Annotated in this window: 22 protein-coding genes, 1 pseudogene and 1 riboswitch; of the genes and pseudogenes, 8 read left to right on the top strand and 15 right to left on the bottom strand. The window is 72.7% G+C overall.

Annotated elements, in window-relative coordinates:
- Positions 1-128 precede the first annotated feature (128 nt).
- On the bottom strand, positions 129-1,511 hold the full coding sequence (locus ACIGAQ_RS19435) for a glycosyltransferase (protein ID WP_399784270.1): 1,383 nt from the start codon (positions 1,509-1,511) through the stop codon (positions 129-131).
- 19 nt (positions 1,512-1,530) lie between these two features.
- Positions 1,531-2,616, bottom strand: coding sequence for a GNAT family N-acetyltransferase (locus ACIGAQ_RS19430; protein ID WP_311680409.1), 1,086 nt, complete (start codon positions 2,614-2,616; stop codon positions 1,531-1,533).
- A 171-nt stretch (positions 2,617-2,787) separates the two neighbouring features.
- Here ACIGAQ_RS19430 and ACIGAQ_RS19425 point away from each other — a divergent pair, with 171 nt between their 5' ends.
- Positions 2,788-3,636 (top strand): HAD family hydrolase, encoded by an 849-nt coding sequence (locus tag ACIGAQ_RS19425; RefSeq protein WP_311680408.1) that lies wholly within the window; start codon positions 2,788-2,790, stop codon positions 3,634-3,636.
- Here the strand turns inward: ACIGAQ_RS19425 and ACIGAQ_RS19420 are convergent.
- Positions 3,600-4,361, bottom strand: a complete 762-nt coding sequence (locus tag ACIGAQ_RS19420; protein ID WP_399784266.1) for a transglycosylase SLT domain-containing protein — start codon at positions 4,359-4,361, stop codon at positions 3,600-3,602. The two genes, ACIGAQ_RS19425 and ACIGAQ_RS19420, sit on opposite strands and share 37 nt — an antisense overlap.
- A gap of 3 nt (positions 4,362-4,364) precedes the next feature.
- A riboswitch (cyclic di-AMP (ydaO/yuaA leader) is annotated at positions 4,365-4,543 on the bottom strand.
- 504 nt (positions 4,544-5,047) lie between these two features.
- On the opposite strand from ACIGAQ_RS19420, the gene ACIGAQ_RS19415 reads away from it, so the two are divergent.
- From ACIGAQ_RS19415 to ACIGAQ_RS19400, 4 genes are all read left to right on the top strand, one after another.
- A complete protein-coding gene (locus ACIGAQ_RS19415; RefSeq protein WP_311680406.1) occupies positions 5,048-6,058 on the top strand; it encodes a polyprenyl synthetase family protein in 1,011 nt (336 codons plus the stop codon).
- A gap of 231 nt (positions 6,059-6,289) precedes the next feature.
- Positions 6,290-7,540, top strand: coding sequence for an outer membrane lipoprotein carrier protein LolA (locus ACIGAQ_RS19410; RefSeq protein WP_399784261.1), 1,251 nt, complete (start codon positions 6,290-6,292; stop codon positions 7,538-7,540).
- A 59-nt stretch (positions 7,541-7,599) separates the two neighbouring features.
- Entirely contained in the window at positions 7,600-8,583 is a 984-nt protein-coding gene (locus ACIGAQ_RS19405) for an ATP-binding cassette domain-containing protein (RefSeq protein WP_399784258.1), read from the top strand.
- Positions 8,570-9,445: an ABC transporter permease gene (locus ACIGAQ_RS19400; protein WP_399784255.1), complete on the top strand. Its 876-nt coding sequence runs from the start codon at positions 8,570-8,572 to the stop codon at positions 9,443-9,445. Before ACIGAQ_RS19405 ends, ACIGAQ_RS19400 begins: the two co-directional genes overlap by 14 nt.
- A 31-nt stretch (positions 9,446-9,476) precedes the next feature.
- On the opposite strand, the gene ACIGAQ_RS19395 is transcribed toward ACIGAQ_RS19400, so the two are convergent.
- The 3 genes from ACIGAQ_RS19395 to ACIGAQ_RS19385 all read right to left on the bottom strand — a co-directional run bounded on the left by ACIGAQ_RS19395 (position 9,477) and on the right by ACIGAQ_RS19385 (position 12,055).
- The gene (locus tag ACIGAQ_RS19395; protein ID WP_362276852.1) at positions 9,477-10,058 is read right to left on the bottom strand and encodes an NAD(P)H-dependent oxidoreductase; all 582 of its coding nucleotides are present in this window, start codon (positions 10,056-10,058) and stop codon (positions 9,477-9,479) included.
- Between the two features lie 120 nt (positions 10,059-10,178).
- On the bottom strand, positions 10,179-11,420 hold the full coding sequence (locus ACIGAQ_RS19390; RefSeq protein WP_399784252.1) for an amidase family protein: 1,242 nt from the start codon (positions 11,418-11,420) through the stop codon (positions 10,179-10,181).
- A 131-nt stretch (positions 11,421-11,551) separates the two neighbouring features.
- Complete coding sequence (locus tag ACIGAQ_RS19385; protein ID WP_399784249.1) at positions 11,552-12,055, bottom strand: DUF6668 family protein; 504 nt, start codon at positions 12,053-12,055, stop codon at positions 11,552-11,554.
- A gap of 159 nt (positions 12,056-12,214) precedes the next feature.
- On the opposite strand from ACIGAQ_RS19385, the gene ACIGAQ_RS19380 reads away from it, so the two are divergent.
- On the top strand, positions 12,215-13,948 hold the full coding sequence (locus ACIGAQ_RS19380) for a tetratricopeptide repeat protein (RefSeq protein ID WP_399784246.1): 1,734 nt from the start codon (positions 12,215-12,217) through the stop codon (positions 13,946-13,948).
- A gap of 13 nt (positions 13,949-13,961) precedes the next feature.
- Here the strand turns inward: ACIGAQ_RS19380 and ACIGAQ_RS19375 are convergent, their stop codons facing one another.
- Both ACIGAQ_RS19375 and ACIGAQ_RS19370 read right to left on the bottom strand, forming a co-directional pair.
- Positions 13,962-14,912, bottom strand: coding sequence for a M28 family metallopeptidase (locus ACIGAQ_RS19375; protein ID WP_311680399.1), 951 nt, complete (start codon positions 14,910-14,912; stop codon positions 13,962-13,964).
- A gap of 152 nt (positions 14,913-15,064) precedes the next feature.
- A complete protein-coding gene (locus tag ACIGAQ_RS19370; protein ID WP_311680398.1) occupies positions 15,065-15,538 on the bottom strand; it encodes a VOC family protein in 474 nt (157 codons plus the stop codon).
- A 74-nt stretch (positions 15,539-15,612) separates the two neighbouring features.
- Here ACIGAQ_RS19370 and ACIGAQ_RS19365 point away from each other — a divergent pair.
- Positions 15,613-16,815: pseudogene (locus ACIGAQ_RS19365) on the top strand (MFS transporter); the annotation flags it as partial.
- A 32-nt stretch (positions 16,816-16,847) separates the two neighbouring features.
- Here the strand turns inward: ACIGAQ_RS19365 and rarD are convergent.
- Together rarD and ACIGAQ_RS19355 are read right to left on the bottom strand one after the other, a co-directional pair.
- The gene (rarD, locus tag ACIGAQ_RS19360) at positions 16,848-17,861 is read right to left on the bottom strand and encodes an EamA family transporter RarD (protein ID WP_311680397.1); all 1,014 of its coding nucleotides are present in this window, start codon (positions 17,859-17,861) and stop codon (positions 16,848-16,850) included.
- Between the two features lie 121 nt (positions 17,862-17,982).
- The gene (locus ACIGAQ_RS19355; protein ID WP_399784241.1) at positions 17,983-18,837 is read right to left on the bottom strand and encodes an NAD(P)H-binding protein; all 855 of its coding nucleotides are present in this window, start codon (positions 18,835-18,837) and stop codon (positions 17,983-17,985) included.
- Positions 18,838-18,928: 91 nt separating this feature from the next.
- Between ACIGAQ_RS19355 and ACIGAQ_RS19350 the strand changes: the two genes are divergently transcribed.
- Positions 18,929-19,309 (top strand): helix-turn-helix domain-containing protein, encoded by a 381-nt coding sequence (locus tag ACIGAQ_RS19350; protein WP_311680395.1) that lies wholly within the window; start codon positions 18,929-18,931, stop codon positions 19,307-19,309.
- 31 nt (positions 19,310-19,340) lie between these two features.
- Here the strand turns inward: ACIGAQ_RS19350 and ACIGAQ_RS19345 are convergent, their stop codons facing one another.
- The 5 genes from ACIGAQ_RS19345 to ACIGAQ_RS19325 all read right to left on the bottom strand — a co-directional run bounded on the left by ACIGAQ_RS19345 (position 19,341) and on the right by ACIGAQ_RS19325 (position 26,073).
- Positions 19,341-20,420 carry a 2-oxoacid:ferredoxin oxidoreductase subunit beta gene (locus ACIGAQ_RS19345; RefSeq protein WP_399784238.1) on the bottom strand — a complete coding sequence of 360 codons (1,080 nt, stop codon included), beginning with the start codon at positions 20,418-20,420 and terminating at the stop codon, positions 19,341-19,343.
- A complete protein-coding gene (locus ACIGAQ_RS19340; protein WP_399784235.1) occupies positions 20,413-22,341 on the bottom strand; it encodes a 2-oxoacid:acceptor oxidoreductase subunit alpha in 1,929 nt (642 codons plus the stop codon). Before ACIGAQ_RS19340 ends, ACIGAQ_RS19345 begins: the two co-directional genes overlap by 8 nt.
- A gap of 158 nt (positions 22,342-22,499) precedes the next feature.
- The gene (locus ACIGAQ_RS19335) at positions 22,500-23,159 is read right to left on the bottom strand and encodes a response regulator transcription factor (protein ID WP_311680509.1); all 660 of its coding nucleotides are present in this window, start codon (positions 23,157-23,159) and stop codon (positions 22,500-22,502) included.
- A gap of 233 nt (positions 23,160-23,392) precedes the next feature.
- Positions 23,393-24,754 carry a sensor histidine kinase gene (locus tag ACIGAQ_RS19330; RefSeq protein ID WP_399784232.1) on the bottom strand — a complete coding sequence of 454 codons (1,362 nt, stop codon included), beginning with the start codon at positions 24,752-24,754 and terminating at the stop codon, positions 23,393-23,395.
- Positions 24,755-24,864: 110 nt separating this feature from the next.
- On the bottom strand, positions 24,865-26,073 hold the full coding sequence (locus ACIGAQ_RS19325; protein WP_399784229.1) for a sensor histidine kinase: 1,209 nt from the start codon (positions 26,071-26,073) through the stop codon (positions 24,865-24,867).
- Positions 26,074-26,166 lie beyond the last annotated feature (93 nt).

The following is a 26,166-nucleotide window of genomic DNA, read 5'->3' as shown; positions in this document are numbered from 1 at the left end:
CTGTGCCTCGACCCCGTGCCGGGCAGCGGTGTTCGCCGGGGCTATCGGTCCCTCGCCGTCCCCGGTGGCACGCTCCGCCCGGCCTCTGCCGTCCCCCTGGCCCTCGCCGCGCGTACTCGTCGGTGTCCTCATCCCGCCCCCCGCACACTCGCGCGCAGCGCACGCCGCGCCTTCAGATAGCCGACCGGTCCGTAGACCATTCCTCTGCGCTGCAGGCGGGAAAGGCGCCGTGGCCAGGGGTGGGTGCGTGCGTCGTGGTCCCCCGGCGTGCCGCCACCGGCCGCCCCCTCCGTCTCGCGGACCGCCGTCAGGGACCGGGCGTGCGCCAGGCCGCGCGGCAGCCGCGCCAGGAACGCCGGCAGCAGCGCGGGCCGGTTGACCAGCACCGCCGTGAGATACGCGGTGAGTCCGGCACCGTAGCCGTACGCCTGCGTCTCCAGGTCCTGCCAGGTCTCCCGGTGGTGGTGCCAGACCAGGGCGTACGGCGTGTAGCGCAGCCGGTGGCCCTCGGCCAGGACCCGGACGAAGCCGTAGAGGTCGTCACCGCCCCGGGCGGCCGTACCCGCCCCGGTCGCCGGGTCGAAGCCGCCGACGCGACGCAGCACCTCCGTACGGAACGCCATGTTCGCGCCCGAGCCGAACCGCCCGGCGGTGAACGGGAACAGCGGCTCGTCGCCCGGCGGGTCCGCCGGGTCGTACGTCCTTGGAGTGAAGCCCTTCGCGAAGCCGCCGTGGCTCTCCAGCAGCACCTGGGCCGGTGTCGTCAGCCGCGCGGGCAGGATCAGTCCGGTGCTGCACCCCAGCCGGGCGTCGGCGGCGAACGGAGCGGTGAGCTCGGTGAGCCAGCGCGGGTCGGCCACGACGTCGTCGTCCGTGAAGGCGACGACCTCGCCCCGCACGGCCGCCAGCCCCGCGTTGTGCGCCGCCGCGAGGCCCGGCACCGGCTCGCACACGTACCGCACGCGCTCGGCGTACTTCCGCTCGACCAGCTCCCGCGTCTCGCTCGTCACGGGCGCGTTGTCGACGACGACGACCTCGAACCGCGGATGGTCCTGGGCCAGCAGCGAGTCCAGCGCCCGGGCCAGCTGCCCGGCCCGCTCCCGGGTGGCCACGACGACACTGGCCTGCGGCACCTCCACCGGCACCGCGGCGTCCGCCCCGGCGCACTCCGCCCGAGGGGGCTCCTCCGGCCGGCCGGCATCCGCCCCGGCATGCTCCGCCCGAGTCGGCTGCACCGCCTCGCCGGCATCCGCCCCGGCGCACTCCGCCCGCGCACGCGCCGCCAGCACGGCTCGCGGATCGGCTCCTTCCGGTACCCGCGCCAGCAGCGTGCCCACCGGGCGGCCGTGGCGTCTGACCAGGACGAACACCTCACCGGGCGTCACCGGAGGACTGCCCGGGCCGGGTCTGAGCACCGCCCCCTCGTCGTTCAGATCCAGCTCGGCGACCTGTACCGACCCGATGGCCAGGAACCGCCGTATCTCCTCCTGCGCACGCGCCGAACGGGCCATGCGCCCTCCCCCCTCGTCGTCAGGTACGGCGCAGCCGGGCCGCGCCCTTCAGGGTCCGCGCGGCCAGCGCCGCCAGCCGCGGCCGGCCGCGGACGAAGCTGTGTGCGCGGCGCGCCGGCTCGCGGCTCAGCCAGTGCAGCGCCGCGCCCGCCCCCGGCCGCGTCACCGCACCCTCGTACACGGGCAGTTCGCCCGTCTTCAGCGCGTCCTTGTACTCGGCCGCGCCGCGCCCCAGGTCGAGCGTGCCGATGCCCGCGGCGGCCGCCGCCTCGGCCATCCGCAGATGCAGCACCAGCCCGGGCGAGTACTTCGCGAACTCCGGCTCGTAGGCCGGGAACCAGCAGGCCAGCACCGAGGCCGAGCGCAGCCCGAAGTGCGCGGCGACGGGCCGCTCACCGGCGTACAGCACGGACAGGGTGCCGCTGCACTCCGGTGCCCGGGTGCGGGCCAGGTGCCCGACGAGCCGGGTGATCCACTCCTGCGCGAACCGGTCCCGGCGGCCGGTCCTGCGATACTGCGCCGACTTCCACTCCATGAGGGTGCGCAGCGCGGCCGGGTCGCGTTCGTCGAACACGAACCGCACCTCGCCGACCTGCCGGCCCAGCCTGCGCTCCTTGGCCAGGGTCGTCTTCAGGAACTTCGGCGACTGGGCGCGCAGCACCGTCTCGTAGGTCTCGTAGCCCTTCTCCACGTCGACCACGTAGGTGGCGTGCTCCTCCGCCGCGTGCGGGACGAACAGCCGCTGCTCGGCCTCCAGGTTGTCGAAGGCGAAGGACGACAGCGAGCAGGCCCGCAGCAGTTCGCCCGGCTCCAGATCCAGGCCGGGGCGCAGGATCGCGCCCTGCGCGTCCGAGACCCCGAGCCCGATGGCCCGGCCCTGCCCCCACGGGCCGCGTTCATGGGGCAGGAAGCCGGCCGGCTCCAGCCCTTCGTAGACCACCGCGACCCGGGCCCGCGGCCTCACCAGACCGACGGCCTCGGTGAACTCCGGTTCCATGAAAGGGTTGCGCGGTGTCTTCGAGGCGGCGCGCAGCGCACGCCAGCGCTCCCTCTCCTGCTCACCGAGCTCCCCGGGCCCGGCCACGCGAATGCGCCCACTGCTCAACCTGACCCCCCGATCAAGTCCCCCCTGGACACTTGGAAGGTACCGCTCGATGCGGCCCCTCGGGTAGGTAGCGGACCATGTTGTTGCCAACCGGTGCAGAGGCCCTCAACCGGGCAATCGGCGTGCGCCGTGCGATGAAACGAACGGGCGCGTTGTCCGTATTCTCTGATCATGGCCGCACCCCTCGCATATTCACTCATCGCCACCGATCTGGACGGGACGTTGCTGCGCGGCGACGACACCCTGTCCGACCGGTCCCTCACCGCGCTCGCGCGGGTGGCGGACGCCGGTGCCCAGCACCTCGTGGTGACCGGTCGCCCGGCGCCGAGAGTGCGGCCGCTCCTGGACGACCTGGGGTGCACGGGGCTCGCGGTGTGCGGGCAGGGCGCGCAGGTCTACGACGCCGGCGCGAACCGGCTGCTGTGGTCCGTCACGCTCGACCGGGAGCTGGCCGAGACGGCCCTCGGGAAGATCGAGGCCGAGGTGGGGGAGGTGTACGCGGCGGTCGACCAGGACGGGGTCGACGGGCTCACGCTCATCGAGCCGGGCTATCTCATGCCGCACCCGACACTGCCCGCGGTGCGGGTCGACCGGCGCGACGAGCTGTGGGGCGAGCCGATCAGCAAGGTGCTGCTGCGCCATCCCTACCTGTCGGACGACGAGCTGGCGGCGACGGCCCGCTCGGTGGTGGGTTCACTGGCGACGGTGACGATGTCCGGGCCGGGCACGGTCGAGCTCCAGCCGTGCGGTGTCACCAAGGCGACGGGTCTGGCACTGGCCGCCGAGCACCTGGGGCTGCGGCCCGCGGACACCATCGCCTTCGGTGACATGCCCAACGACATCCCGATGTTCGACTGGGCGGCGCACGGCGTCGCGATGGCCAACGGCCATCCCGAACTCAAGGCCGTGGCCGACGAGATCACCCTGTCGAACGAGGACGACGGCATCGCCGTCGTCCTCGAACGACTGCTGGGCGGGACGGCTCAGTACGGGCCGTTGACGTTGTCGATCGAGCCGTAGCGGTCGGCCGCGTAGTTGCAGGCCGCCGTGATGTTGGCGACCGGGTCGTACGGGTCGTACGGGGTGCCGGACACGTGGTAGGCGGCGAAGGTCGGGTCGATGACCTGGAGCAGGCCCTTGGACGGGGTGCCCTTGGCGGCGTTCGAGTCCCAGTTGTTGATCGCCTGCGGGTTGCCGGACGACTCCCGCATGATGTTGCGGTAGATGCCGTCGTACGAGCCCGGGATGCCCTTCTGGGCCATGATGTCCAGCGCCTCGCGGATCCACCCGTCGAGGTTGTTCGCGTAGGTCTTCGCGGCGGCCGGGGTGGCCTGGGTCACACCACCGGCCGGCTTGGCCGGGGCGGACGACTGCGTCGCCTTCTTCGGGGCGGCGGCCTTCGCGGTCTCCACCTTCAGCTTCAGCCCCGGGTGGATCACCTTCGGGTCGTCGCCGACGGCGCCACGGTTGTCCTTGTACAGCTGCTTCCAGCCGCCGGAGACGTCGTACTTCTCCGCGATGCCGTAGAGCGTGTCGCCCTTGGTCACGGTGTACGAGAGCGACTTGGCGGGCTGGGCCGCCTGCGGCACGGTCTGCGCGGCGGGCGCGCTCTGGGGCTCGGCGGCGCCGGCGTGCGTGGCGCCGAGGAGCGGGAGGGTCAGTGCCGCTCCGCCGGTGCCGACGACGGCGACACCACGGGAGATCGGGTTCCTTCTGGGGCGACGGTGCTTACCTCGTCCGGGCATGGTGATGTTCCTCTCCGGCGCCTGCGAGGTGAGCTGTCGGGTTCGGGCCGGGAGGTGCCCGGCCGCACACGGCGTGGTGCTGTCGTGCGCGGCTTCACCCCGAGCCGGTCCGTGTCACGGACCGGCGACTTACCTGGGTCCCCCGCTCCTGCCCTGCGTGAGTGAGTCGGTGTGTGTGGGGAGTCCGGGCGGCGGCAGGATTCGGCGGTCCGCCGGACTGGGCCGGAACGTATGCGAGAGCACATGCCGGGAACAAGCACCGGAGTCACACAAGGCGCCGGATGACCTTGATCGGGGGGTAATGGGCGGCTTGATCCTTTGCGTGAGCCAAGCCTCAACTCGCTCTCGCCGAAGGGCGGGACCGCTCGGTGCCCGGGTGGGGCCGCAGAGGGCCGGAAGTGATTCAATTCACTGATCACAACCCGGGGCGCAATGCCCCGCAAGTGGAATTTGCTTCATCAATGGTGCAAATACCACATAGACCGTGAATTCCCGGTAAGTCGGAACATGTCTGTTCTTATGAGCTGATCGAAAACATAGCGGTCGTGATCGGATACCACCCGGCCTGTAACCATGGGCGCTGGCGGTGATCGAAACGTGACCGGATACGCTGATCCGAGTGATGGCAGCGACCTATCGACAATCCGCGTAAGCACCGGCAGACACCAGCAGACAGGAGACCCCTCGTGACCGACGTCGGGCCGTTCGGGCTGAGCGTGCGGGACCAGGCTCTGGAAGCCGATGTCCAGGCCGGACTGGCGGCTGTCGAGGAAGGCTTGCTAGAGGCCACCAAGAGCGAGGTGCCCTTCATCACGGAGGCCGCCCAGCACCTGGTGCGGGCCGGGGGCAAGCGGTTCCGGCCGCTGCTCGTGATGCTCGCCGCCCAGTTCGGCGACCGGCACGCCCCCGGGATCGTGCCGTCGGCCGTGGTCGTGGAGCTGACCCACCTCGCCACGCTGTACCACGACGACGTGATGGACGAGGCCGCCGTGCGCCGCGGGGTGGACAGCGCCAACACCCGCTGGGGCAACTCCGTCGCGGTCCTCACCGGCGACTTCCTCTTCGCCCGCGCCTCGCACATCCTGGCCGACCTCGGCCCGGAGGCGGTGCGCGTGCAGGCCGAGGCGTTCGAGCGGCTGGTCACCGGCCAGATCCTGGAGACGGCCGGACCGCAGGACGGCCGCGACCCCGTCGAGCACTACCTGGACGTGCTGGGCGGCAAGACCGGCTCGCTGGTGGCGGTCTCGTGCCGGTTCGGCGCGATGATGTCCGGCGCCGACGAGACGGTCGTGGACGTGCTGACCCAGTACGGCGAGCGGCTCGGCGTCGCCTTCCAGCTCGCCGACGACGTCCTGGACATCGCCTCCGACTCCCACGAGTCCGGCAAGACCCCCGGCACCGACCTGCGCGAGGGCATTCCCACCCTGCCGGTGCTGCGGCTGCGCGAGCGGGCGGCCCGGCTCGGGCTGGCCGAGGACCTCGCCCTGTGCGAGCTGCTGGACTCCGACCTCACCGACGACGAGCGGCACGCTGAGGCCCTGCGCCTGCTGCGCGCCCACCCGGCGCTCGAACAGGCCCGCCGGGACACCGTCCGCTACGCCGAGGACGCCCGTTCGGCACTGGCGCCGCTGCCCGAGTGCGCCGCGAAGACGGCCCTGGTGGAACTGTGCGACGCGGTGGTGCACCGGGCCGGCTGACCGCCCGCCGCCCCCCGACCCCTACGGGTCGGGGGAGAAGCCGCCCTCCCGTGTCATACCCCAGCAGTACGCGGAGTTGAGTCCGGGGTCTGACGTATCTCCCTGGCCGATTTGGTCAGATGGAAACCACGGAAAACACCACTCCTCACCTGTTCGGGTGAGAATGGCGGCTCAGGGACGAGTGCGTGGACGACACGGACAGCCGCCGCCGACCACGGAGGTAGGGCACACATGGCACCGTACGCATCCGACGACAGCACGACCGGCGGGGAGGTCGACGAGCAGCACTCCCGGCGGCGCAAGGCCGCGCGGTACGTCGTCCCGGTCACGGTGGTGGGGGTGGCGGCCGCGACGATCGGCCTGGTCCCCGCACTCGCCGACTCCGGTGACCCCGACCTTCCGAAGATCACCGCACAGCAGCTCATCCAGAAGATCGCCGAGTCGGACACCGAACAGCTCTCCGGCACGGTGAAGATCAGCACCGACCTCGGTCTGCCGGACCTCGGCGGCCTGGAGTCCGGACTGATGTCCGGCGCCGCCGGCCGCGGCGAGGGCGGCTCCTCCGCCGACCCCACGGCCAAGCTCACCGAACTGGCCACCGGCACGCACACCCTGCGCGTCGCCGCCGACGGCCCCGACCGGCAGAAGCTGTCGCTGCTGGAGAACGCCGCCGAGTACAGCATCGTCCACAACGGCAAGGACGTCTGGGCCTACGACAGCAAGTCCAACGAGGTCTACCACGGCACCGCCTCCGAGAGCCCGGAGCGCGACAAGGACCGGCAGCCGCCGGCCACGCCGAAGGACTTCGCCGCGAAGGCCCTGAAGGCCGTGGACGACACGACCTCCGTGACCGTGGACGGCACCGCCCAGGTCGCCGGCCGGGACGCCTACAAGCTGCTGGTCGAGCCCCGGCAGTCCGGCTCGACCGTCGGCGCGATCACCGTCGCGGTGGACGCGGAGACGGGCACGCCGCTGAAGTTCACGCTCACCCCGGCGAGCGGCGGCGCCGCCGTCGTCGACGTGGGCTTCACCCAGGTCAGCTTCGCCAAGCCGGCCGCCTCGACCTTCGACTTCACCCCGCCCAAGGGCGCGAAGGTCACCGAGGAGAAGGACGCCGGCAAGGAGTTCGGCAAGGAGTTCGGCAAGGAGTTCGAGAAGGGCGAGGCGCGCGGTCACGCCGAGAAGGCCCCGAAGCCCGGTGAGGACCTCGGCAAGGGCCCCGACGGCATGCAGACCATCGGCGAGGGCTGGAACGCCATCGCCACCTTCGACACCGGCGGCGAGGGCGTGCCCTCCGGCGAGGCGGCCGGCCAGTTCGGCGGCTTCCTCGACTCGCTCGGCGACAAGGTCACCGGCAAGTTCGGCTCGGGCACGGTCTTCTCGACCCGTCTGATCAACGCCCTGATCACCGACGACGGCAAGGTCTACGTGGGCGCCGTGACCAAGGACGCGCTCGTGAAGGCGGCCGACGCCGGGAAGTAGGTCCCGTACACCCGCGGGGCACAGGCCCGGCGCGGGACGCCGAGAGAACGAGGAAGCCGATGGGCGAACCGTCCGCCACGGAGCCGGAGCAGCCGGGCGAGCAGGAGGCCGGGGAACCGGTCATCGCCACCCGCGCGCTCACCAAGCGCTACCGCGGCGGACAGCTCGCCGTGGACGGTCTGGACCTGACCGTCCCGGCGGGCAGCGTCTTCGGCTTCCTCGGCCCCAACGGCTCCGGCAAGACCACCACCATCCGCATGCTGATGGGCCTGATCGAGCCCACCTCCGGCACGGCACGCGTCCTCGGGCGGCCCCTGCCCAGGGCCACCCGCGCCGTGCTCCCGCACGTCGGCGCCCTCATCGAGGGCCCGGCCCTCTACGGCTTCCTCTCCGGCCGCGACAACCTCCTGCGTTACGACTGCGCCGACCCGGCCGCCGATCCGCGCACCCGGCGGGCCCGGGTCGCCGCCGCCCTGGACCGGGTGGGTCTGACGGCCGCGGCGGGCAAGAAGGCCAAGGCGTACTCGCTCGGCATGAAGCAGCGCCTGGGCCTCGCCGCGGCCCTGCTCCAGCCGCGCCGGCTGCTGGTCCTCGACGAGCCCACCAACGGCCTGGACCCGCAGGGCATGCGCGAGATCCGCACGCTGATCCGCGCACTCGCCTCGGACGGCACGACCGTCTTCCTCTCCTCGCACCTCCTCGACGAGATCGAGCAGGTCTGCACGCACGCCGCCGTGATGGCCCAGGGACGGCTCCTCGTCCAGGGGCCGGTCGCCGAGCTGGCCGCCGGAGCGCGCGGGCTGCTCGTGGTGACCACACCGGACGGGGCGGAGGCGGCCCGCGTCCTGAAGGAGCAGGGCGTCGGCGACATCACCGTCACCGGCGACCGGGTGACCGGCGAGGTCCCGGACCGCGACCTGGCCGAGGTGAACGCCGCGCTGGTCGCGGCGGGGGTGCGGGTCCGCGGCTTCACGGTCGAACGGGCCTCGCTGGAGGACGCGTTCGTGGCACTGACCGGGGAGGGCTTCGATGTCGCGGGCTGACGTGGCGCGGGCCGCACGGCCGGTGAGCCCGCTGTGGACGTTCGGGCTGCTGCGCAACGAGCTCACCACCACCTTCCGCCGCTGGCGCACCCTCGCCCTGCTGGCGGTCCTGGCGGGCGTGCCGGTCCTGGTCGGCATCGCCGTCAGGATCGAGACGGGTGACGGCTCCTCGCCCGGCGGCGGGGGCGGCGGTCCGGCCTTCATCCCGCAGATCACCAACAACGGCCTGTTCCTGGTCTTCACCGCTCTGGCCGCCACGCTGCCGTTCTTCCTGCCGATGGCGGTCGGTGTCGTCGCGGGCGACGCGATCGCCGGCGAGGCCAACGCCGGGACGCTGCGCTACCTCCTGGTCGCCCCGGCCGGCCGGACGCGCCTGCTGCTCACCAAGTACGCGACGGTCGTCCTGTTCTGCCTGGCGGCCACGCTGGTGGTCGCCGTCTCGGCCCTGGCGGTCGGCGCGCTGCTCTTCCCGCTCGGCGACCTGACGACCATCTCCGGTACGCGGATCGGCTTCGCCGAAGGCCTGGGCAGAGCCCTGCTGATCGCCCTGGCCGTCGCCGCGTCCCTCACGGGCGTCGCCGCCCTCGGCCTGTTCGTGTCGACGCTGACCAACAGCGGTATCGCGGCGATGGCGACGACGGTGGGCCTGCTGATCACGGTCCAGATCCTCGACCAGATCCCGCAACTGGACGCCCTGCAGCCGTACTTCTTCTCGCACTACTGGCTGTCCTTCGCCGACCTGATGCGCGAGCCGGTCTACTGGGACGACCTCACCCGGAACCTCGGCCTGCAGGCCCTGTACGCGGCGGTGTTCGGCACGGCGGCCTGGGCGCGCTTCACGACGAAGGACATCACGGCCTAGGCGCGCTGACCGGGCGGGCCGCCAGTGGGCCTCACTGCTCGTACAGGAACCGGGCGAGCGGTGCCTCCTGTGCGAAGAAGGTCTTGGCGCGGGCCAGGGCCTCGGTGTCGTTCAGCACGTCCCCGGGCTTGCTGCCGTTGCCGAGCAGCACCCCGCCGAAGCGCATGCCCATGTACGCGGCGGAGTTGCTGAGCGTGCCGACCAGCGGGTCGGCGACGACCTCCTCCTCGTGCGCCAGGGCGGTGACGCCCCACAGGGTGCGTCCGGCCAGGGTCGCCTTGAAGTCGATGCCGGGCGTGCGCAGCCAGCCGGACCAGTGGTCCAGGTAGCGCTTGGTCTGCGCGGAGACCGAGTACCAGTACAGAGGCGAGGCGATCACGATGTCCGTCGCGGCGAGCGTGGCGTCGAGCAGCAGGGCCGTGCTGCCCTCGGTCGGGCGGACGTGGTCGCTGTCGTGCCGCAGGTCCTCGAAGTCGGGGAGCGGGTGCTCGGTGAGGTCGATCCACTGCTGTGCGACGCCCGGCGGCAGCTGCTCGGCAGCTCGGCGGGCCAGCAGTTCGGTGTTGCCGTCGGCGCGGGCGCTGCCCAGGACGAAAAGGAAGCGGCGGGTCATGGCGGTCCCCTCTGAATTGCTCGGCGCGCAGCAATTATGCGCGCTTGCATCATATGCGTACGCAAGTAAATCTGCCAAGGGTGCCCGTCGGTGTCCCCGCCGGGGGCGGGAGAGGGAAGTTCAGCCGCCGAGACGCCTCTCCGCCTCCCGTGCGACGGCCAGAAGCAGCGCGTCCTGCCCGTGCGGGGCCACGAGCTGGAGGCCGGCCGGGCAGCCGTCGTGGCCGAAGCCCGCGGGGAGACTCAGCGCCGGGTGTCCGCTGAGGTTGAACGCCCAGGTGAGCGAGGTGGAGTAGCGGTCGCCTGGCCCCTCGTGACCGTGCGGGGCGGTCGGGGCCGTCGGCGTCAGCAGCAGGCAGACCTCGGTGAACAGCCCGGCCAGCCGCCGGTCGTTCCCGGCCCGGACACGGTGGGCGGCGGCGAGGCCGGGCCCGGGCGCCGACTCGCTGCCGGACGGCCCGGCCCCGGCCGCGCGCAGGGCGAGCCACGCGGGCCCGGGGTCCAGGAGCCGCAACGGCTCCCGCGGCCGCACGAGCCGTACGACCCCCGCCGCATCGAGCCGCTCGGTCATCGCCCGGGCCAGGGCGACGGGCTCCGGGTCCGGCCCGGCGAAGCCGAGGTCGGGCGACCAGAGGGCGGTGAGGGGGAGGGGCGGACGGGCGGCCGCCGGTTCGCCCGACACGACCTGCCACCACGCCGCCGCGTCCGACGCCGAGCGGGCGAGCACGCCCGGTGCGGCCAGGCCCGTGCGGTCGGCGGAGGCGAGCCGTCCGTTCGTGGTCTTCACCCCGAGCACCCCGCACCAGGCCGCCGGGATCCGCACCGACCCGGCCCCGTCGCCGCCCGTCGCCAGCGGCACCAGTCCGGCCGCCACCGCGACCGCGGCCCCGGCCGAGGAGCCTCCCGGCGTCCGGTCGGCCCGCCACGGGTTGACGGTCCGGCCCCGGGCCCCGAGCCCCCAGGTCTGCCACGGCGTCCCCGGCCCGGGCACCGAGGTCGCCCCGACGACGACGGCACCGGCGGCGAGCAACGGCCCCGCCGCACGCAGCCCGTGCCGCCCCTTGACGGCCACCGGCACACCGGCCAGCAGCAACGCCCCGCCTCGGTCGGAGCGGTCGGTCTTGGCCGTGTCGAGCAGCGGCCTGCCTCGGTCGGAGCGGTCGGTCTTGGCTGTGTCGAGCAGCGGCCTGCCTCGGTCGGAGCGGTCGGCCTTGGCTGTGTCGAGCAGCGCCCTGCCTCGGTCGGAGTCGTCGGCCCTGGCCCCCTCGGGCAGTGTCCCGCTTCCGCCGGAGTCGTCGGTCCCGGCCGCGTCCAGGAGGGTGTCCACCTCCGCCGCCCTGCGCAGCGCCTCCTCGTGCCACACCTCGGCGAACGCGCACAGTTGCGGGTCCGCCCGGTCGATCCGTTCCAGCGCCGCCGTGACGACGTCGACCGCGCGCAGCTCCCGGGTACGGACGCCCGCCGCGATGTCCCCGGCCGACAGCCGTACGGCCGTCAGCGCGCCACTCCCGTCAGGCGGGCCAGGGCCTCCGTCTCGCGCGGCGGGCGGCCGAGCTCACCGAGCCGCCAGGCCGGCACCCACGGCACGCGGTACACGTCGATGACCGACTCCAGAGCCTTCACCCGCTGGGCGAGCGGACGCGGCATCCGGCCCGGGGCGTCCGCGACCAGGACGACGGCGTCGAGGTCCAGCTCCGGGGGCGCCTGGCCGCGCCGGAAGACCTCCACCGCGCCGGCGACCGTGTCCAGGCCGGCCGCGTGCGTCCGGGCGACCAGCAGCACCGACGGCGGGGCACCGGCCCCGGGCCAGTTGCGGCCGCTGTCATGACCGCCGTAGACCGCCGCGAGGGTGGAGACGCCGGCCCCGCCGTGCGTACCGACCCAGGAGAAACGCCGTGCCGCGGCACGGTCGTGCGCGGCTTCCGGACGGCCCGTGCCCGGGCCCGTCACCGGGGGCCTGAGCCAGATCTCCGGTCCCTGTCGCATGCCTGTGTGCATGCCCTTCTCCTCCCTCGTGCACCCGGTCCTCACGCCCCACGGAACGGCTCATTCCGGGCACACGGGCCTTGGGACGAGCCTGTGACACCCCGGTGACGTGAGAAACGAGGGCGAGCGGACACACTCGACACTAGGTGTACGACGCCCAGTGAGGGGACGATGTCGCGACTCAGCCGCGAGAAGAAGCGGGAACAGAAGCAGGCCGCACACGCGGCGAGCCCGGCGGCGCCGATCGACGTCCACGTCCCCGGGGCCGTACCGGACCCGGGAGCGGGCGGGGCGTCGGAGGGCGCCTCGGTCGGCGGCGTCCGTGTCTTCGCGGCCCCCGGCGAGGAGATCCAGCACGCCGTCCTCGGCCGCCTCCACCACATCGCCCTGGCCACGGGCCACCCCGTCCTCGCCACGGTCCACGACGAACGCATCGGCTACGTCGTCCCGCTCCGCGTCGACCCGGACGGTTCCAGCCACTTCACCTCCGAGCCCCTGCGCACGCCTCCGGCCGGGTCCGAGGACCCACTCCCGCCCGCCCCGGCGCAGACGCCCGGGTCCGGCCAGGCCGCCCTGGCCCAGGGCAGGCCCGCTCCCATGCCTCCGGCGGGTCCGGTGCACACGCCGCCGCGTATGCCTCCGGCCGGTCCGGTGCACGCGGGAGACCCGGCCGGGTCGTCCCCTCCGGCCTTCACCGAGCCCTCGCGCCAGGAGCGTGCCGAGACGGCGTCCTCGACTCCGGCCGGGCCCGAGCGGCCCGAGGGGGACCGGGCCACGCATGTCCTGCGCCCCGTACCGCAACCGGCGCCCGGCACGACCCCGACGTTCCCGCTGCGGGCGGTGCCCGAGCCGCAGCCGTCGGGCCAGCCCGTCCCGACGTTCGAACTGCGCGCCGTCCAGGAACCCGCACCGCAGGACACGCCCCCGGCCACGCCCCAGGACGCGCCCCCGGCCATGCCCCAGAGCGCACCGCCGGCCATGCCCCAGAGCGCACCCCTGGCCACGCCCCAGGACGCTTCGCCGGCCACGCCTCCAGCCACGTCCCAGGACACACCCCCTGCCATGCCGCAGGACACGCCCGCGCCGCCCGGCACCGTCGCACCGCCCACGGGCGCGTTCGGCCCACCGCCGCCCATGGACGCCCGGCCGCTTCCGGGTCCGGAGTCCGGTCACGCGCCCATGGACGTGCGGCCGCTCCCGGGTCCGGAGTCCGGTCACGCGCCCATGGACGCCCGGCCGCTCCCGGGGTCCGAGTCCGGTCACGCGCCCATGGGCGTGCGGCCGTTGCCTGTTCCCGGGAGCACGTCCGGGGGACGGGCCGAGGCGGTCCCGGAGGCCGCGTTGCTCGCCTCCGATCCCGACCCCAAGCCCACCCCCGCCCGCGGTTTCGACGCCGTCGCGGAGGCCGTGCTCGGGGACGAACCCCTCGGCGCCCCGGGCGACTCCGCCGCGCCCGCGCTCCTCGCGGAGCCGGTCGCGCGGATCAACGAGGCCGTGAAGGAGGGCCGCATCGACGCCGCGGCCGAGCTGGCGGACCGGACCGTCGCACAGGCCTCGCAGACGCTGGGGCCGGAGCACCCGGAGGTGCTCCGGCTGCGCGAACTGACCGCGTACATCGCCTACTTGGCCGGCGACCCGCTCCGCGCCTTCCACCTCTCGCTCGACCTGGCGGCTGCCCGCCGCCGCGCCGGCGACGCGGAGGGCGCCTACGGCAACGTGCGCAGCGCGGCCACCGCCTGGCGTGCCGTGCGCGATCCGGCCCTGGGGCTGGAGCTGGGACGGGGCCTGGTCGGCCTGTGGACCGAGCTGGCCTCCGAAGGCGGCCCCGCCGCCGAGGAGATCGAGGAGCTGGAGTCGGCCCGCGCCCGCATGGGCCGGCTCACCGCCCGCGCCGCCCGGTCGTAGGCGAGCCCGGGGGCTACTCCGACAGCTCCCACACCGCGTACGCGAGGGCGTCGCTGTTGCGGTCGAGGGCGGTGTCGTTGATGTTGGCGGTGGTGTCGCAGGAGGAGTGGTAGCAGCGGTCGAAGGCCTGCCCGGCCGTACCGCCCCACTTGGCCGCCTGCGCCGCCGTCTTCGCCCGGCCGGCCCCGGTGAACAGGCCGCCCACCGGTACGCCCGCGCTCTTGAAGGGCGCGTGGTCGGAGCGGCCGTCGCCCTCGGTCTCGATCTCCGTCGGGACGCCGATGCCGGTGAAGTAGTCCTTGAAGGTCTTCTCGATCGCCGGGTCGTCGTCGTAGACGAAGTAGCCCGGGTTCGGGGAGCCGATCATGTCGAAGTTCAGGTACGCGCTGATCCGTGCGCGGTCGCCGGTGGCCAGCCGGCTGACGTAGAAGCGGGAGCCGACCAGGCCGAGCTCCTCGGCACCCCACCAGGCGAACCGCAGGTGCTTGGTGGGCTTGTACTGCGCCCGGGACACGGCGAGAGCGGTCTCCAGGACGGCGGACGAGCCGGACCCGTTGTCGTTGATGCCGGGCCCGGAGGAGACGCTGTCGAGGTGCGAGCCGGCCATCACGACCTGGTTCGCGTCACCGCCGGGCCAGTCGGCGATCAGGTTGTAACCGGTGCGGCCGGAGGCGGTGAACTGCTGGACGGTGGTGGTGTACCCGGCGGCGTCCAGCCTGGCCTTGAGGTAGTCGAGCGAGGCCTTGTAGCCGGCGCGGCCGTGCGCGCGGTTGCCACCGTTGGCGGTGGCTATGGACTGCAGCTGGGACAGGTGGGCCTTGACACCCGCCAGGGGTATGTCCGGCGCTGCGGCCGCTCCGGAGGGTGCGGAGGACGCGGCGTCGGCCACGGCACCGCCGGTCAGCAGCATGGCGGTCGCCAGGCCGGCCGCGGCGGCGGCGCGCGCGGAAACGGAGAGCTTCATGTGGGGGCTCCGGATTCCCTTGGGGCCGCGCGTGGGGTGTCCACGGGCAGCCCACAGTGAATGGGGTGCCTGGATGGTGAAGCTGTTACTGACTCTCCGTCAAGACACCTATCCAGCCACGTGGTTGGCGGCCACGTCCGGCCCCTCGGCCGTCACTGCACGCAGAACTCGTTGCCCTCCGGGTCCGCCATCACGAGCCACGCGCCGCCCTGTTCCTCGACCCGCCGCAGCACCCGCGCCCCGAGCGCCTCCAGCCGGGCGGCCTCCTCCTCGCGCCGTCCCTCGCCCGGGTGCAGGTCGAGGTGGAGCCGGTTCTTGACCGTCTTGGCCTCGGGCACCCGCTGGAACAGCAGCCGCCTGCCCAGCCCGGTCCCGCTCTCCGGCTCGAAGGGGTCCTCGGGGTGCCGGACGGCGACCAGGTCCCGGAAGGCGCGGCGGCCGTGGAAGTCGACGGTGGCCTCCTCGGGCAGGGCGCCGAGGCCGAGCAGCCTCTCGATGAGGGCGCTGTTGTCCTCGACCTCGTACCGCAGCGCCGCGGCCCAGAAGTCGGCCTGCGCGTGCGGGTCGCCGGCGTCGATGACGACCTTCCAGTGCACGGGGACGGGCGGTGCCGGTGTCTGCGTCATGCGCCCACTTGTACCGCACCGGCGGGACCGCCCTTCGTTTGCGTGGCCGGCCCGTGTCGGAGGAGGGTTGATGCATGGGCACGCGGGCCTGGGCGTTGCTGCTCGTCCTGTGCGGGACGATCTTCCTGGAGGGCGCCGACGTCGCGATGATGGCGGTGGCCGTTCCGGCCATCCGCTCCGACCTGGGCCTGTCCACCGGCACGGCGGCCTGGGTGCTGAGCGCCTACGTGCTCGGATACGCCGGCTTCACCCTCCTCGGCGGCCGCGCCGCCGACCTGCTCGGACGACGGCGGATGTTCCTGCTCTGGCTGACCGTCTTCCTCGCCTTCTCCGGACTCGGCGGTCTCGCCGCGGACGGCTGGATGCTGATCGTCGCCCGGTTCGTCACCGGCGTCGCCGCCGCGTTCATGACCCCGGCCGCGCTCTCCCTGATCACCACCTCCTACGAGGAGGGGCCGAAGCGCAACAAGGCCCTGCTGGTCTTCGCCGGGACCGGCGCGGCCGGCTTCTCCCTCGGCCTGGTCATCGGCGGCCTGCTCACCGAGCTGGGCTGGCGCTGGGTGTTCTTCGCGCCCGTGCTGCTGACGGCCGGCCTGCTCGTCACGGCCGCGCGCCTGGTGCCCCGGCAGGACGCCCCGCCCGCGCGGGGGCGCACCTTCGACCTGCCCGGCGCGATCACCGCCGCCGGCGCCATGCTGCTGGCCGCCTACACCGTCGTACGCCTGGAGCACGGCCTGCGCGACTGGCCGCTCACCCTGGTCTCGGGGCTGGCGGCCCTGCTGACGGCCGGTGCCTTCGTCGTGTTCGAGCGGCGCTGCCCGGACCCGCTGGTGCGCCTGGGGCTCCTGCGCCGAGGCCCGGTCGTCCGCGCCGACCTGGGAGCGCTGCTCTTCCTGGGCGCCTTCTTCGGCTTCCAGTTCGTCGTCACGCTCTACTTGCAGGAACTGCGCGGCTGGTCCTCCCTGCAGACCGCCGTCGCCCTGATCGTCATGGGGGTCGACGCGGTCCTCGCGCCGACCCTCACCCCCAGGCTGGTCAACCGCTTCGGCAACGCCCGGGTCATCCTCGGCGGATTCCTCCTGGGGGTGGCCGCCTACGCCCTGTTCCTGCCGGTCGGCATGGACTGGTCCTACGCGATGATGTTCCCGACGCTGCTGCTGTCCGGCCTCGCGTTCGCCCTGGCCTACGGGCCGCTGACCATCGCGGCGACGGCCGGGGTCGACGAGTCGGAGCAGGGCCTGGCCGGCGGGCTGCTGACCACGGCGACGCAGTTCGGTTCCGCCATCGGCATCTCGGCGGTGACCGCCGTCTACGGCCTCGCGTCCACCGGGCCCGGTCCGGAGGCCACGCTGTCGGCGTTCCGCGCGGCGCTGGTCGTCCCGGTCGTCCTGGTGGTGCTGGGCGCGCTGATCTCCGTGGTCAGCGCGCGGGAGGCCCGGCGTGCGGTGCGCAGCGCGTCACCGGTGAGCAACGCCAGCGCCAGCCACACCAGCGCGAAGCCGGCCCAGCGCTCCGGTGGCATCTCCTCGTGGAAGTAGAAGACGCCGAGCAGGAACTGGAAGACGGGCGTCAGGTACTGCAGCAGACCGATGGTGGACAGGGGCACACGGATCGCGGCCGCGCCGAAGCAGACCAGGGGGAGCGCGGTGACGATCCCGGCCGAGGCGAGCAGCAACGCGTGCCCGGCGCCCTCGGCGGCGAAGGTGGCCTCGCCCCGCGTGCCCAGCCACACCAGGAAGCCGAGCGCGGGCAGGAACTGGATCGCGGTCTCGGCGGCCAGCGACTCCACACCGCCGAGGTTCACCTTCTTCTTCACCAGCCCGTACGTGGCGAAGGAGAAGGCCAGGCACAGGGAGATCCACGGCAGCCGGCCGTAGCCGATGGTCAGCACCACGACCGCGGCGCAGCCCGTGCCCACCGCCGCCCACTGGGCCGGCCGTAGCCGCTCCTTCAGCAGCAGCACGCCCATCGCGATGGTGACCAGCGGGTTGATGAAGTAGCCCAGCGAGGCCTCGACGACGTGCCCGGAGTTCACGGCCCAGATGTACAGGCCCCAGTTGACGGTGATCACCGTCGCGGCGACCGTGATCAGGCCCAGCTTGCGCGGCTGTCGCAGCAGCTCGCCCGCCCAGGCCCAGCGGCGCAGCACGAGCAGGGCGGCACCGACGAAGACCAGCGACCACACCATCCGGTGGGCCAGGATCTCCGTCGCCCCGGCCGGCTTCAGCAGGGGCCAGTACAGGGGGACCAGGCCCCACATGCCGTAGGCCGCGAAGCCGTTCAGCAGTCCTATGTGCCGCTCACCCCTCGGCTTGCGCGTCACGGGCCCCTCCTTCGCACGTCCTGTCCGCGTGCTCGACGGTAACGCCGGGCGCCCCCGGCTGTCATGCCCGTATCGGCATACGGTCATGACAGGGCGGGGGCGTGCGGGGGAGCGGGGGAGGTCAGCCCTTGAGCGCGGCGGCGACGGCCTCGGCGAGCGGAGTGGTCGGGCGCCCGATGAGGCGGGACAGGTCGCCGGTGGACACCACCAGCTCGCCCTTCTCGATGGAGACGTCCACGCCCGCGAGGATCTGCGCGAACGGCTCCGGCAGCCCCGCGCCGGTCAGGAGGGAGACCAGGGCCTCGGGCGGGACGGGCTGGTAGGTGATCTCCCTGCCGGTCTGCCGGCTCAGTTCGGCCGCGTACTCGGCGAAGCCCCAGGGGGTGTCGCCGCCCAGCTCGTACGTCTTGTTCTCGTGGCCCTCGCCGGTCAGCACGGCGACGGCGGCGGCGGCGTAGTCGGCACGGGAGGCGGAGGAGAGCTTGCCTTCGCCGGCCGCGGCGACGACCGCGTCGTGCTCCAGCACCGGGGCGAGGTTCTCGGTGTAGTTCTCGTGGTACCAGCCGTTGCGCAGCAGCGCGTAGGGCACGCCGGAGTCCAGCAGGAGCTGCTCCGTGCCGCGGTGGTCGTCGGCGAGCGCGGCGGTCAGGGTGCCCGGGGCGCTGGTGTAGGCGAGCAGGGCGACACCGGCGGCCCCGGCCGCGTCGATGACGACCTTGTGCTGCTGCACGCGACCCTTGTCGAACTCGTTGCCCGAGATCAGCAGCACCTTGTCACCGGCGGAGAACAGGCCGTCGAAGGAGGCGGGCGCGTTGTAGTCGGCGACGGCGATCCGGACGCCGCGCTCCGCGAAGCCGGCGGCCTTCTCCGCGTCGCGCACGACCGCGGTGATCTGCTCGGCCGGGACCTTCTCCAGCAGCTGCTCCACGACGTGACGGCCGAGGTGTCCGGTGGCTCCGGTGACGACGATGCTCATGGTGAGGACTCTCCTTGTGGGGTGCGATGTCACTAACCATAGGAGCGGCGCTAACTGTTGGAAAGTACCCACTTTGAAGTAAGGTACTGGCATGACAGTAAGTGGCAGCGAGGCGCTGTGCCCGCACCGGCTCGTCCTGGAGCACGTCACCAGCCGCTGGGGCGTGCTCGTGCTGATCGAGCTCCTGGACCGGTCGCGCCGCTTCAGCGAGCTGCGCCGGGCGATCGGCGCCCAGGGCGGTCGCGCGGTCAGCGAGAAGATGCTCACCCAGACGCTGCAGACCCTGGAGCGCGACGGCCTGGTCCACCGCGACGCCAAGCCCGTCATCCCGCCCCGTGTCGACTACTCCCTCACCGGCCTCGGCCGCGAGGCCGCCGAGCAGGTCCGGGCCCTCGCGCTGTGGACGCAGCGGCGGATGGACGACGTGGAGCGGGCACGCCGTACGTACGACGAAGCCCGGGCCGCCTCGTAGCGGTCCCGGGCCCCTCGGCTCGTGCGGCCGGTCAGCCGACGACGGTCCAGGTGTCGCCGCCCGCCAGCAACGCGGACAGATCGCCCTTGCCGTGCTGCTCGATCGCGTGGTCCAGCTGGTCGGCCATCTGCGTGTCGTAGACGGGCCGGTCGACCGAGCGGAACACGCCGATCGGGGTGTGGTGCAGGGTGTCCGGGTCGGCCAGCCGGGACAGCGCGAACGCCGTGGTCGGGGACGGGGAGTGCGCGTCGTGGACGAGGATCCGCCCCTCGTTCTCCGGCGTCACCGGCACCACCTTCAGGTCCCCGGTCAGCTCGTCGCGCACGACGCCCTTGGCCTGGTCGGCGCCGAAGCGGATCGGCTTGCCGTGCTCCAGGCGGATCACGGCCTCGTCGGCCTGCTGCTTGTCCTTCAGGGCGTCGAAGGCGCCGTCGTTGAAGATGTTGCAGTTCTGGTAGATCTCGATCAGGGCCGTGCCCTGGTGGGCGGAGGCCTGGCGCAGCACCTCCGTCAGGTGCTTGCGGTCCGAGTCCACCGTCCGTGCCACGAACGACGCCTCCGCGCCGATCGCCAGCGACACCGGGTTGAACGGCGCGTCCAGCGAGCCCATCGGCGTCGACTTCGTGATCTTCCCGACCTCGGAGGTCGGCGAGTACTGGCCCTTGGTCAGACCGTAGATCCGGTTGTTGAACAGCAGGATCTTGAGGTTGACGTTGCGGCGCAGCGCGTGGATCAGATGGTTGCCGCCGATGGACAGCGCGTCGCCGTCACCGGTGACGACCCACACCGACAGGTCCCGGCGGGAGCTCGCCAGACCCGTGGCGATGGCCGGGGCGCGGCCGTGGATGGAGTGCATCCCGTAGGTGTTCATGTAGTACGGGAAGCGCGACGAGCAGCCGATGCCCGAGACGAAGACGATGTTCTCCTTCGCCAGCCCCAGCTCCGGCATGAAGCCCTGCACCGCGGCGAGGATGGCGTAGTCGCCGCAGCCCGGGCACCAGCGCACTTCCTGATCGGACTTGAAGTCCTTCATCGACTGCCGGCCCTCGGCCTTGGGGACCAGGGACAGCGCTTCGACGGTGCCGGTGCCTGTCGGGGACGTCTCAGCCATCGATGGCCTCCTTCAGAGCCGCGGCGAGCTGCTCCGCCTTGAACGGCATGCCGTTGACCTGGTTGTACGAGTGGGCGTCGACCAGGTACTTCGCCCGGATGAGCGTGGCGAGCTGCCCGAGGTTCATCTCGGGGATCACCACCTTGTCGTAACGCTCCAGCACGGAGCCCAGATTCCGCGGGAAGGGGTTGAGGTGGCGCAGGTGCGCCTGCGCGATCGACTCGCCGGCCCTGCGCAGCCGCCGCACCGCCGCCGTGATCGGCCCGTACGTCGAGCCCCAGCCGAGCACCAGGGTCCGGGCGCCGTCCGGGTCGTCCACCGTCAGGTCCGGGACGTCGATGCCGTCGACCTTCGCCTGCCGGGTGCGCACCATGAAGTCGTGGTTGGCCGGGGCGTAGGAGATGTTGCCCGTGCCGTCCTCCTTCTCGATGCCGCCGATCCGGTGCTCCAGACCCGGCGTGCCCGGGATCGCCCACGGACGGGCCAGCGTCTGCGGGTCCCGCTTGTACGGCCAGAACACCTCGGTGCCGTCGTCCAGCGTGTGGTTCGGGCCCTGCGCGAACTGCACCCTGAGGTCCGGCAGCTCCTCCAGGTCCGGGATCCGCCACGGCTCGGAGCCGTTGGCCAGATAGCCGTCCGAGAGCAGGAACACCGGCGTGCGGTACGTCAGCGCGATCCGCGCCGCCTCCAGCGCGGCGTCGAAGCAGTCCGCCGGCGTCCGCGGCGCGACCACGGGCACCGGCGCCTCGCCGTTGCGCCCGTACATCGCCTGCAACAGGTCCGCCTGCTCCGTCTTGGTGGGCAGACCCGTCGACGGGCCACCGCGCTGGATGTCCACGATCAGCAGCGGCAGCTCCAGCGAGACCGCGAGCCCGATCGTCTCGGACTTCAGCGCCACGCCCGGGCCGCTCGTCGTCGTCACGGCCAGCGAACCGCCGAACGCCGCCCCCAGCGCCGCCCCGATCCCGGCGATCTCGTCCTCCGCCTGGAAGGTCCGCACGCCGAAGTTCTTGTGCTTGCTCAGCTCGTGCAGGATGTCCGACGCCGGGGTGATCGGGTACGACCCCAGGTACAGCGGCAGATCCGCCTGCCGGGAGGCGGCGATCAGACCGTACGACAGGGCGAGGTTGCCCGAGATGTTGCGGTAGACGCCCGGCGGGAACGCCGTGGCCGCCGGCGCGACCTCGTAGGAGACCGCGAAGTCCTCCGTCGTCTCGCCGAAGTTCCAGCCGGCCCGGAACGCGGCGATGTTGGCCGCCGCGATGCCGGGCTTCTTGGCGAACTTCGACCGCAGGAACTTCTCCGTGCCCTCCGTGGGCCGGTGGTACATCCAGCTCAGCAGGCCCAGCGCGAACATGTTCTTGCTGCGCTCGGCCTCCTTGCGGGTGAGGTCGAACTCCTTCAGCGCCTCCACGGTCAGCGTGGTCAGCGGCACCGGGTGCACGTGGTAGCCGTCCAGCGACCCGTCCTCCAGCGGCGACGCCTCGTAGCCGACCTTCTGCATCGCCCGCTTGGTGAACTCGTCCGTGTTGACGATCACCTCCGCGCCGCGCGGCAGGTCCCCGATGTTCGCCTTCAGTGCCGCCGGGTTCATCGCCACCAGCACGTTCGGCGCGTCCCCGGGTGTGAGGATGTCGTGGTCGGCGAAGTGCAGCTGGAAGGACGACACACCCGGCAGCGTTCCGGCGGGCGCCCTGATCTCGGCCGGGAAGTTCGGCAGGGTCGACAGGTCGTTGCCGAACGACGCGGTCTCCGAGGTGAAACGGTCACCGGTGAGCTGCATACCGTCACCCGAGTCCCCCGCGAACCTGATGATCACCCGGTCCAGGCGCCGGACGTCCTTCGCGCCCGCCGCTTTGCGCTGCTCTCCTACGACTGCTCCGTCGGCCTGCTCCGCTGGGCTACTGACCTGGCTGGTCACTGAACTGGACCTCCCTAGAGGCGGCTGTCCGGGACAGGCCTTCCCGCAGGCCCTCCCAGATCAACCCTACGACCGCAAGGATCGCCTTCCCTGGGTCATTCGCATGTTGGACACGACTTTGAGACCTTCGAGACGCTCCGACCCACATGTCACGAGTTTCACGAATTCAGGTACGTCAACACGGCCAGCACCCGGCGGTGGTCGCCCTCGCTCGGGGACAGCCCCAGCTTGAGGAAGATGTTGCTCACGTGCTTCTCGACCGCCCCGTCGCTCACCACCAGCTGCCGGGCGATCGCCGAGTTCGTCCGCCCCTCGGCCATCAGCCCCAGCACCTCCCGCTCGCGCGGGGTCAGCCCCGCCAGCACGTCCTGCTTGCGGCTGCGGCCCAGCAGCTGGGCGACCACCTCCGGGTCCAGGGCCGTCCCGCCCTCGGCCACCCGCACCACCGCGTCCACGAACTCCCGGACCTCCGCCACCCGGTCCTTCAGCAGGTAGCCCACGCCCCGGCTGGAGCCAGCCAGCAGCTCCGTCGCGTAGCGCTCCTCCACGTACTGCGACAGCACCAGCACACCGAGCCCCGGGTGCGCCTTGCGCAGCCGCACCGCCGCCCGGACGCCCTCGTCGGTGTGCGTCGGCGGCATGCGCACGTCGGCCACGACCACGTCCGGCAGCTCGCCCTGCGCGTCCAGCTCCGTGATGGTCTTGATCAGCGCCTCGCCGTCCCCGACCCCGGCGACGACGTCGTGCCCCCGGTCGGTCAGCAGCCGGGTCAGGCCCTCCCTGAGCAGCACGGAATCCTCGGCGATGACCACCCGCACCCTGTCCTCCACGATGTTTCGGCCCCCCACAGCCCGGTGCCGCCCGTCCGCGGCCCACTACGGCTCCGCGCCCACCCGTGCGACGGGTACCAGCATTTCAGGCCCGGGGGGTGTGTGGGGCGGGAAAGGCTTCTCGGCCGACCCGTTCGGGTCGTGGACGGACAACGGCCGGGGCCGGAGGGCGGTGCCCTCCGGCCGTCACGGTGTGTGCGGGGGCCGGGCCCCCGCGGGGATCACCTCACGTGCTCCCCGCGCCAGGGCAGCTCGGCCGTCACCCGGGTCGGGCCGCCCGCCGGCGAGTCGATCACCAGGATCCCGTCCACCGCGTCGAGCCGCTCCGCCAGGCCCGCCAGCCCGGACCCCGGGGCGACCTCGGCGCCGCCCACGCCGTTGTCCACGACCTGCAGCATCAGCCGGTTCTCCGTCCGCCAGACCTCCACGCCCGCCCAGGTCGCCCGGGCGTGCTTGCTGATGTTCTGCAGCAGCTCCGACACCGTGAAGTAGGCGATCCCCTCGATCGCGGGCGCCGGCCGCTCCGCCAGGTCGACCTCGACCTGCACCGGGACCGTGCAGCGCGAGGCCACCGAGGACAGGGCGGCGTCCAGGCCGCGGTCGGTCAGCACCGCCGGGTGGATGCCCCGGGCCAGGTCCCGCAGCTCCTGCAGCGCCGTCTTCACCTCGCCGTGCGCCTCGTCCACCATCCGCTGGGCCGCCTCCGGATCCTCCTGCAGCTTCTCCTTCGCCAGGCCCAGATCCATCGCCAGCGCCACCAGCCGGGCCTGCGCCCCGTCGTGCAGGTCCCGCTCGATGCGCCGCAGGTCGGCCGCCGCCGTGTCGACCACGACCCCGCGGTCCGACTCCAGCTCCACCACCCGCGAGGCCAGCCGCGAAGGCCCGAGCAGACCGTGCACCAGCAGCCGGTCCACCATGGTCAGCGCCCGCACGATCCACGGCGTGGCGATCGTGAAGAGCAGACCCACCAGCGCCGTCACCGTGATCTCGAACGGGTTGTCCAGGTAGACCCGGTGCGTCTCGTCGCCGTACAGCTGGATCCCGTCCTGCCCGGCGTACGCCGGGAACACCCAGAACCACAGCGGGTAGCTCAGCAGCCCCCAGCCCAGCGCCCAGACGTTCACCGTGACGACGAACGAGAACACCGCCCAGGGCAGATGCAGCACCGAGTACAGCAGCGCCCGCCAGGAGGTGCCGCTCTTGAGGACGGCGCCCGTCCACGCCAGCGCGCCCTGCCGCTTCATCCGCAGCGGCTCCGGCTCGGCCACGTCCAGGTCCAGCAGCGCCCTGGCCCGCGCCCGCTCCAGCGCCCCGATGCCGCGGCAGCCGGCGAGTGCCCCCGCCAGGACCGGGATGCCGAGGAACGTCACCAGCAGGCCCGCCCCCAGCGACACCATCGTGACCGCGTAGGTGAACAGCAGGATGCTGATCGGCAGGCTCAGCAGCACGTACCCGAGCTCGCGCCAGGTGCGGCCCTCGACCGGCGCGCGCAGGGCGGCCGGCAGCCGGTGCCGCCGTTCGGTGCTCCCGGGGAACCCGGACCCGCTGTCGAGCCCGTATCCCTGTCCGTACTCCGTGGCCATCGGCGTCGTCCTTCTCCTCGTCCTGCGGCTGTGCTCTGCTACCTCCACCCTGCTCCGCCGCAGGTCGGCGGACCATGGAGGCCGTCGGCGTCTTGGACGGGGGGTTTTCCCTACCCGGCGGCCTCCGACCGGTCGCGCCACGGCAGTTCCGCCGTGACCGTCGTCGGGCCACCCTCGGGCGACTCCAGGACGAACAGACCGTCGACGGCGTCCAGCCGGTCGGCCAGACCCTTCATCCCCGTACCGCCGTCGAGACGGGCGCCGCCGCGGCCGTCGTCCCACACCTGGATGAGCAGCCGGTCGTTTGTGCGCCACACCTCCACCGACGCCGACTTCGCCCGGCTGTGCTTGCTGACGTTCTGCAGCAACTCGGAGACCGTGAAGTAGGCGATGCCCTCGATCGCGGCGGCCGGCCGGGCGGGCAGGTCGACGGTCACCTTGACCGGGACCGTGCAGCGCGAGGCCACCGAGGACAGGGCCGCGTCCAGGCCGCGGTCGGTCAGCACCGCCGGGTGGATGCCCCGGGCCAGGTCCCGCAACTCCTGGAGCGCCAGCTTCACCTCGCCGTGCGCCTCCTCGACCATCGCCGCCGCGGCGTCCGGGTCCTCCAGCACCTTCTCCTTGGCCAGACCCAGGCCCATCGCCAGATTGACCAGCCGGGCCTGCGCCCCGTCGTGCAGATCCCGCTCGATGCGCCGCAGGTCCGCCGCGGCCGTGTCGACCACGACCCCGCGGTCCGACTCCAGCTCCGCGATGCGCCGCTCCAGCTCGTCCGAGGGCGACAACAGACCGCGCACCATCGCCCGGTCCACGTTGGTCAGACCCCGCGCCACGAACGGCAGCACCGGCCACAGCACGAACAGCGACGCCAGCGTGAAGGAGAACGTGAAGACCCCCCACGGCAGCCGCACGAACTCGTACAGCACCGTGCGCCAGCCCACCGGGTCCTTCAACTGCATCCACAACCGCTGGACGAAACCGCCCTCGCCGCGCAACCGCAGCCGGCTCGGCTCGTCCACCCGCACCCCGAGCAGCGCCCGGGCCCTGGCCCGCTCCATCCTGCCCAGCTGCCGGGCCCCCATGAGCCCCGCCGCCAGCAGCGGGAAACCGACCACCGTGAGGGTCAGCCCGAGGCCGGTGAACAGCACCGTCACGACATAGGTGAAGCCGAGCAGCGCGACCGGAAGGTTCGCCAGGAGGTGCGCGATCTCCTTCCAGGTGTGCCGGTCGTAGGCGAGGCGGGGCGGGGGCGGGCGGTCGTCCCGCCCGGCCGCCGTCGTGGCCCCGGAGGTGCCGGGGGACGGGAAGCGTTCGGTCATACGCGTAAGCGTGCCCGGCGGCGCACCACCGCGCCATGAGGTGGACCGCCAGGATCGACTGAGGAAAACCCCACCCCCGCATGCCGGGGTGTG

Source organism: Streptomyces sp. NPDC085932 (assembly GCF_044540525.1).
Classification (GTDB): domain Bacteria; phylum Actinomycetota; class Actinomycetes; order Streptomycetales; family Streptomycetaceae; genus Streptomyces; species Streptomyces levis.
This window is presented reverse-complemented; position numbering and strand designations above follow the sequence as displayed.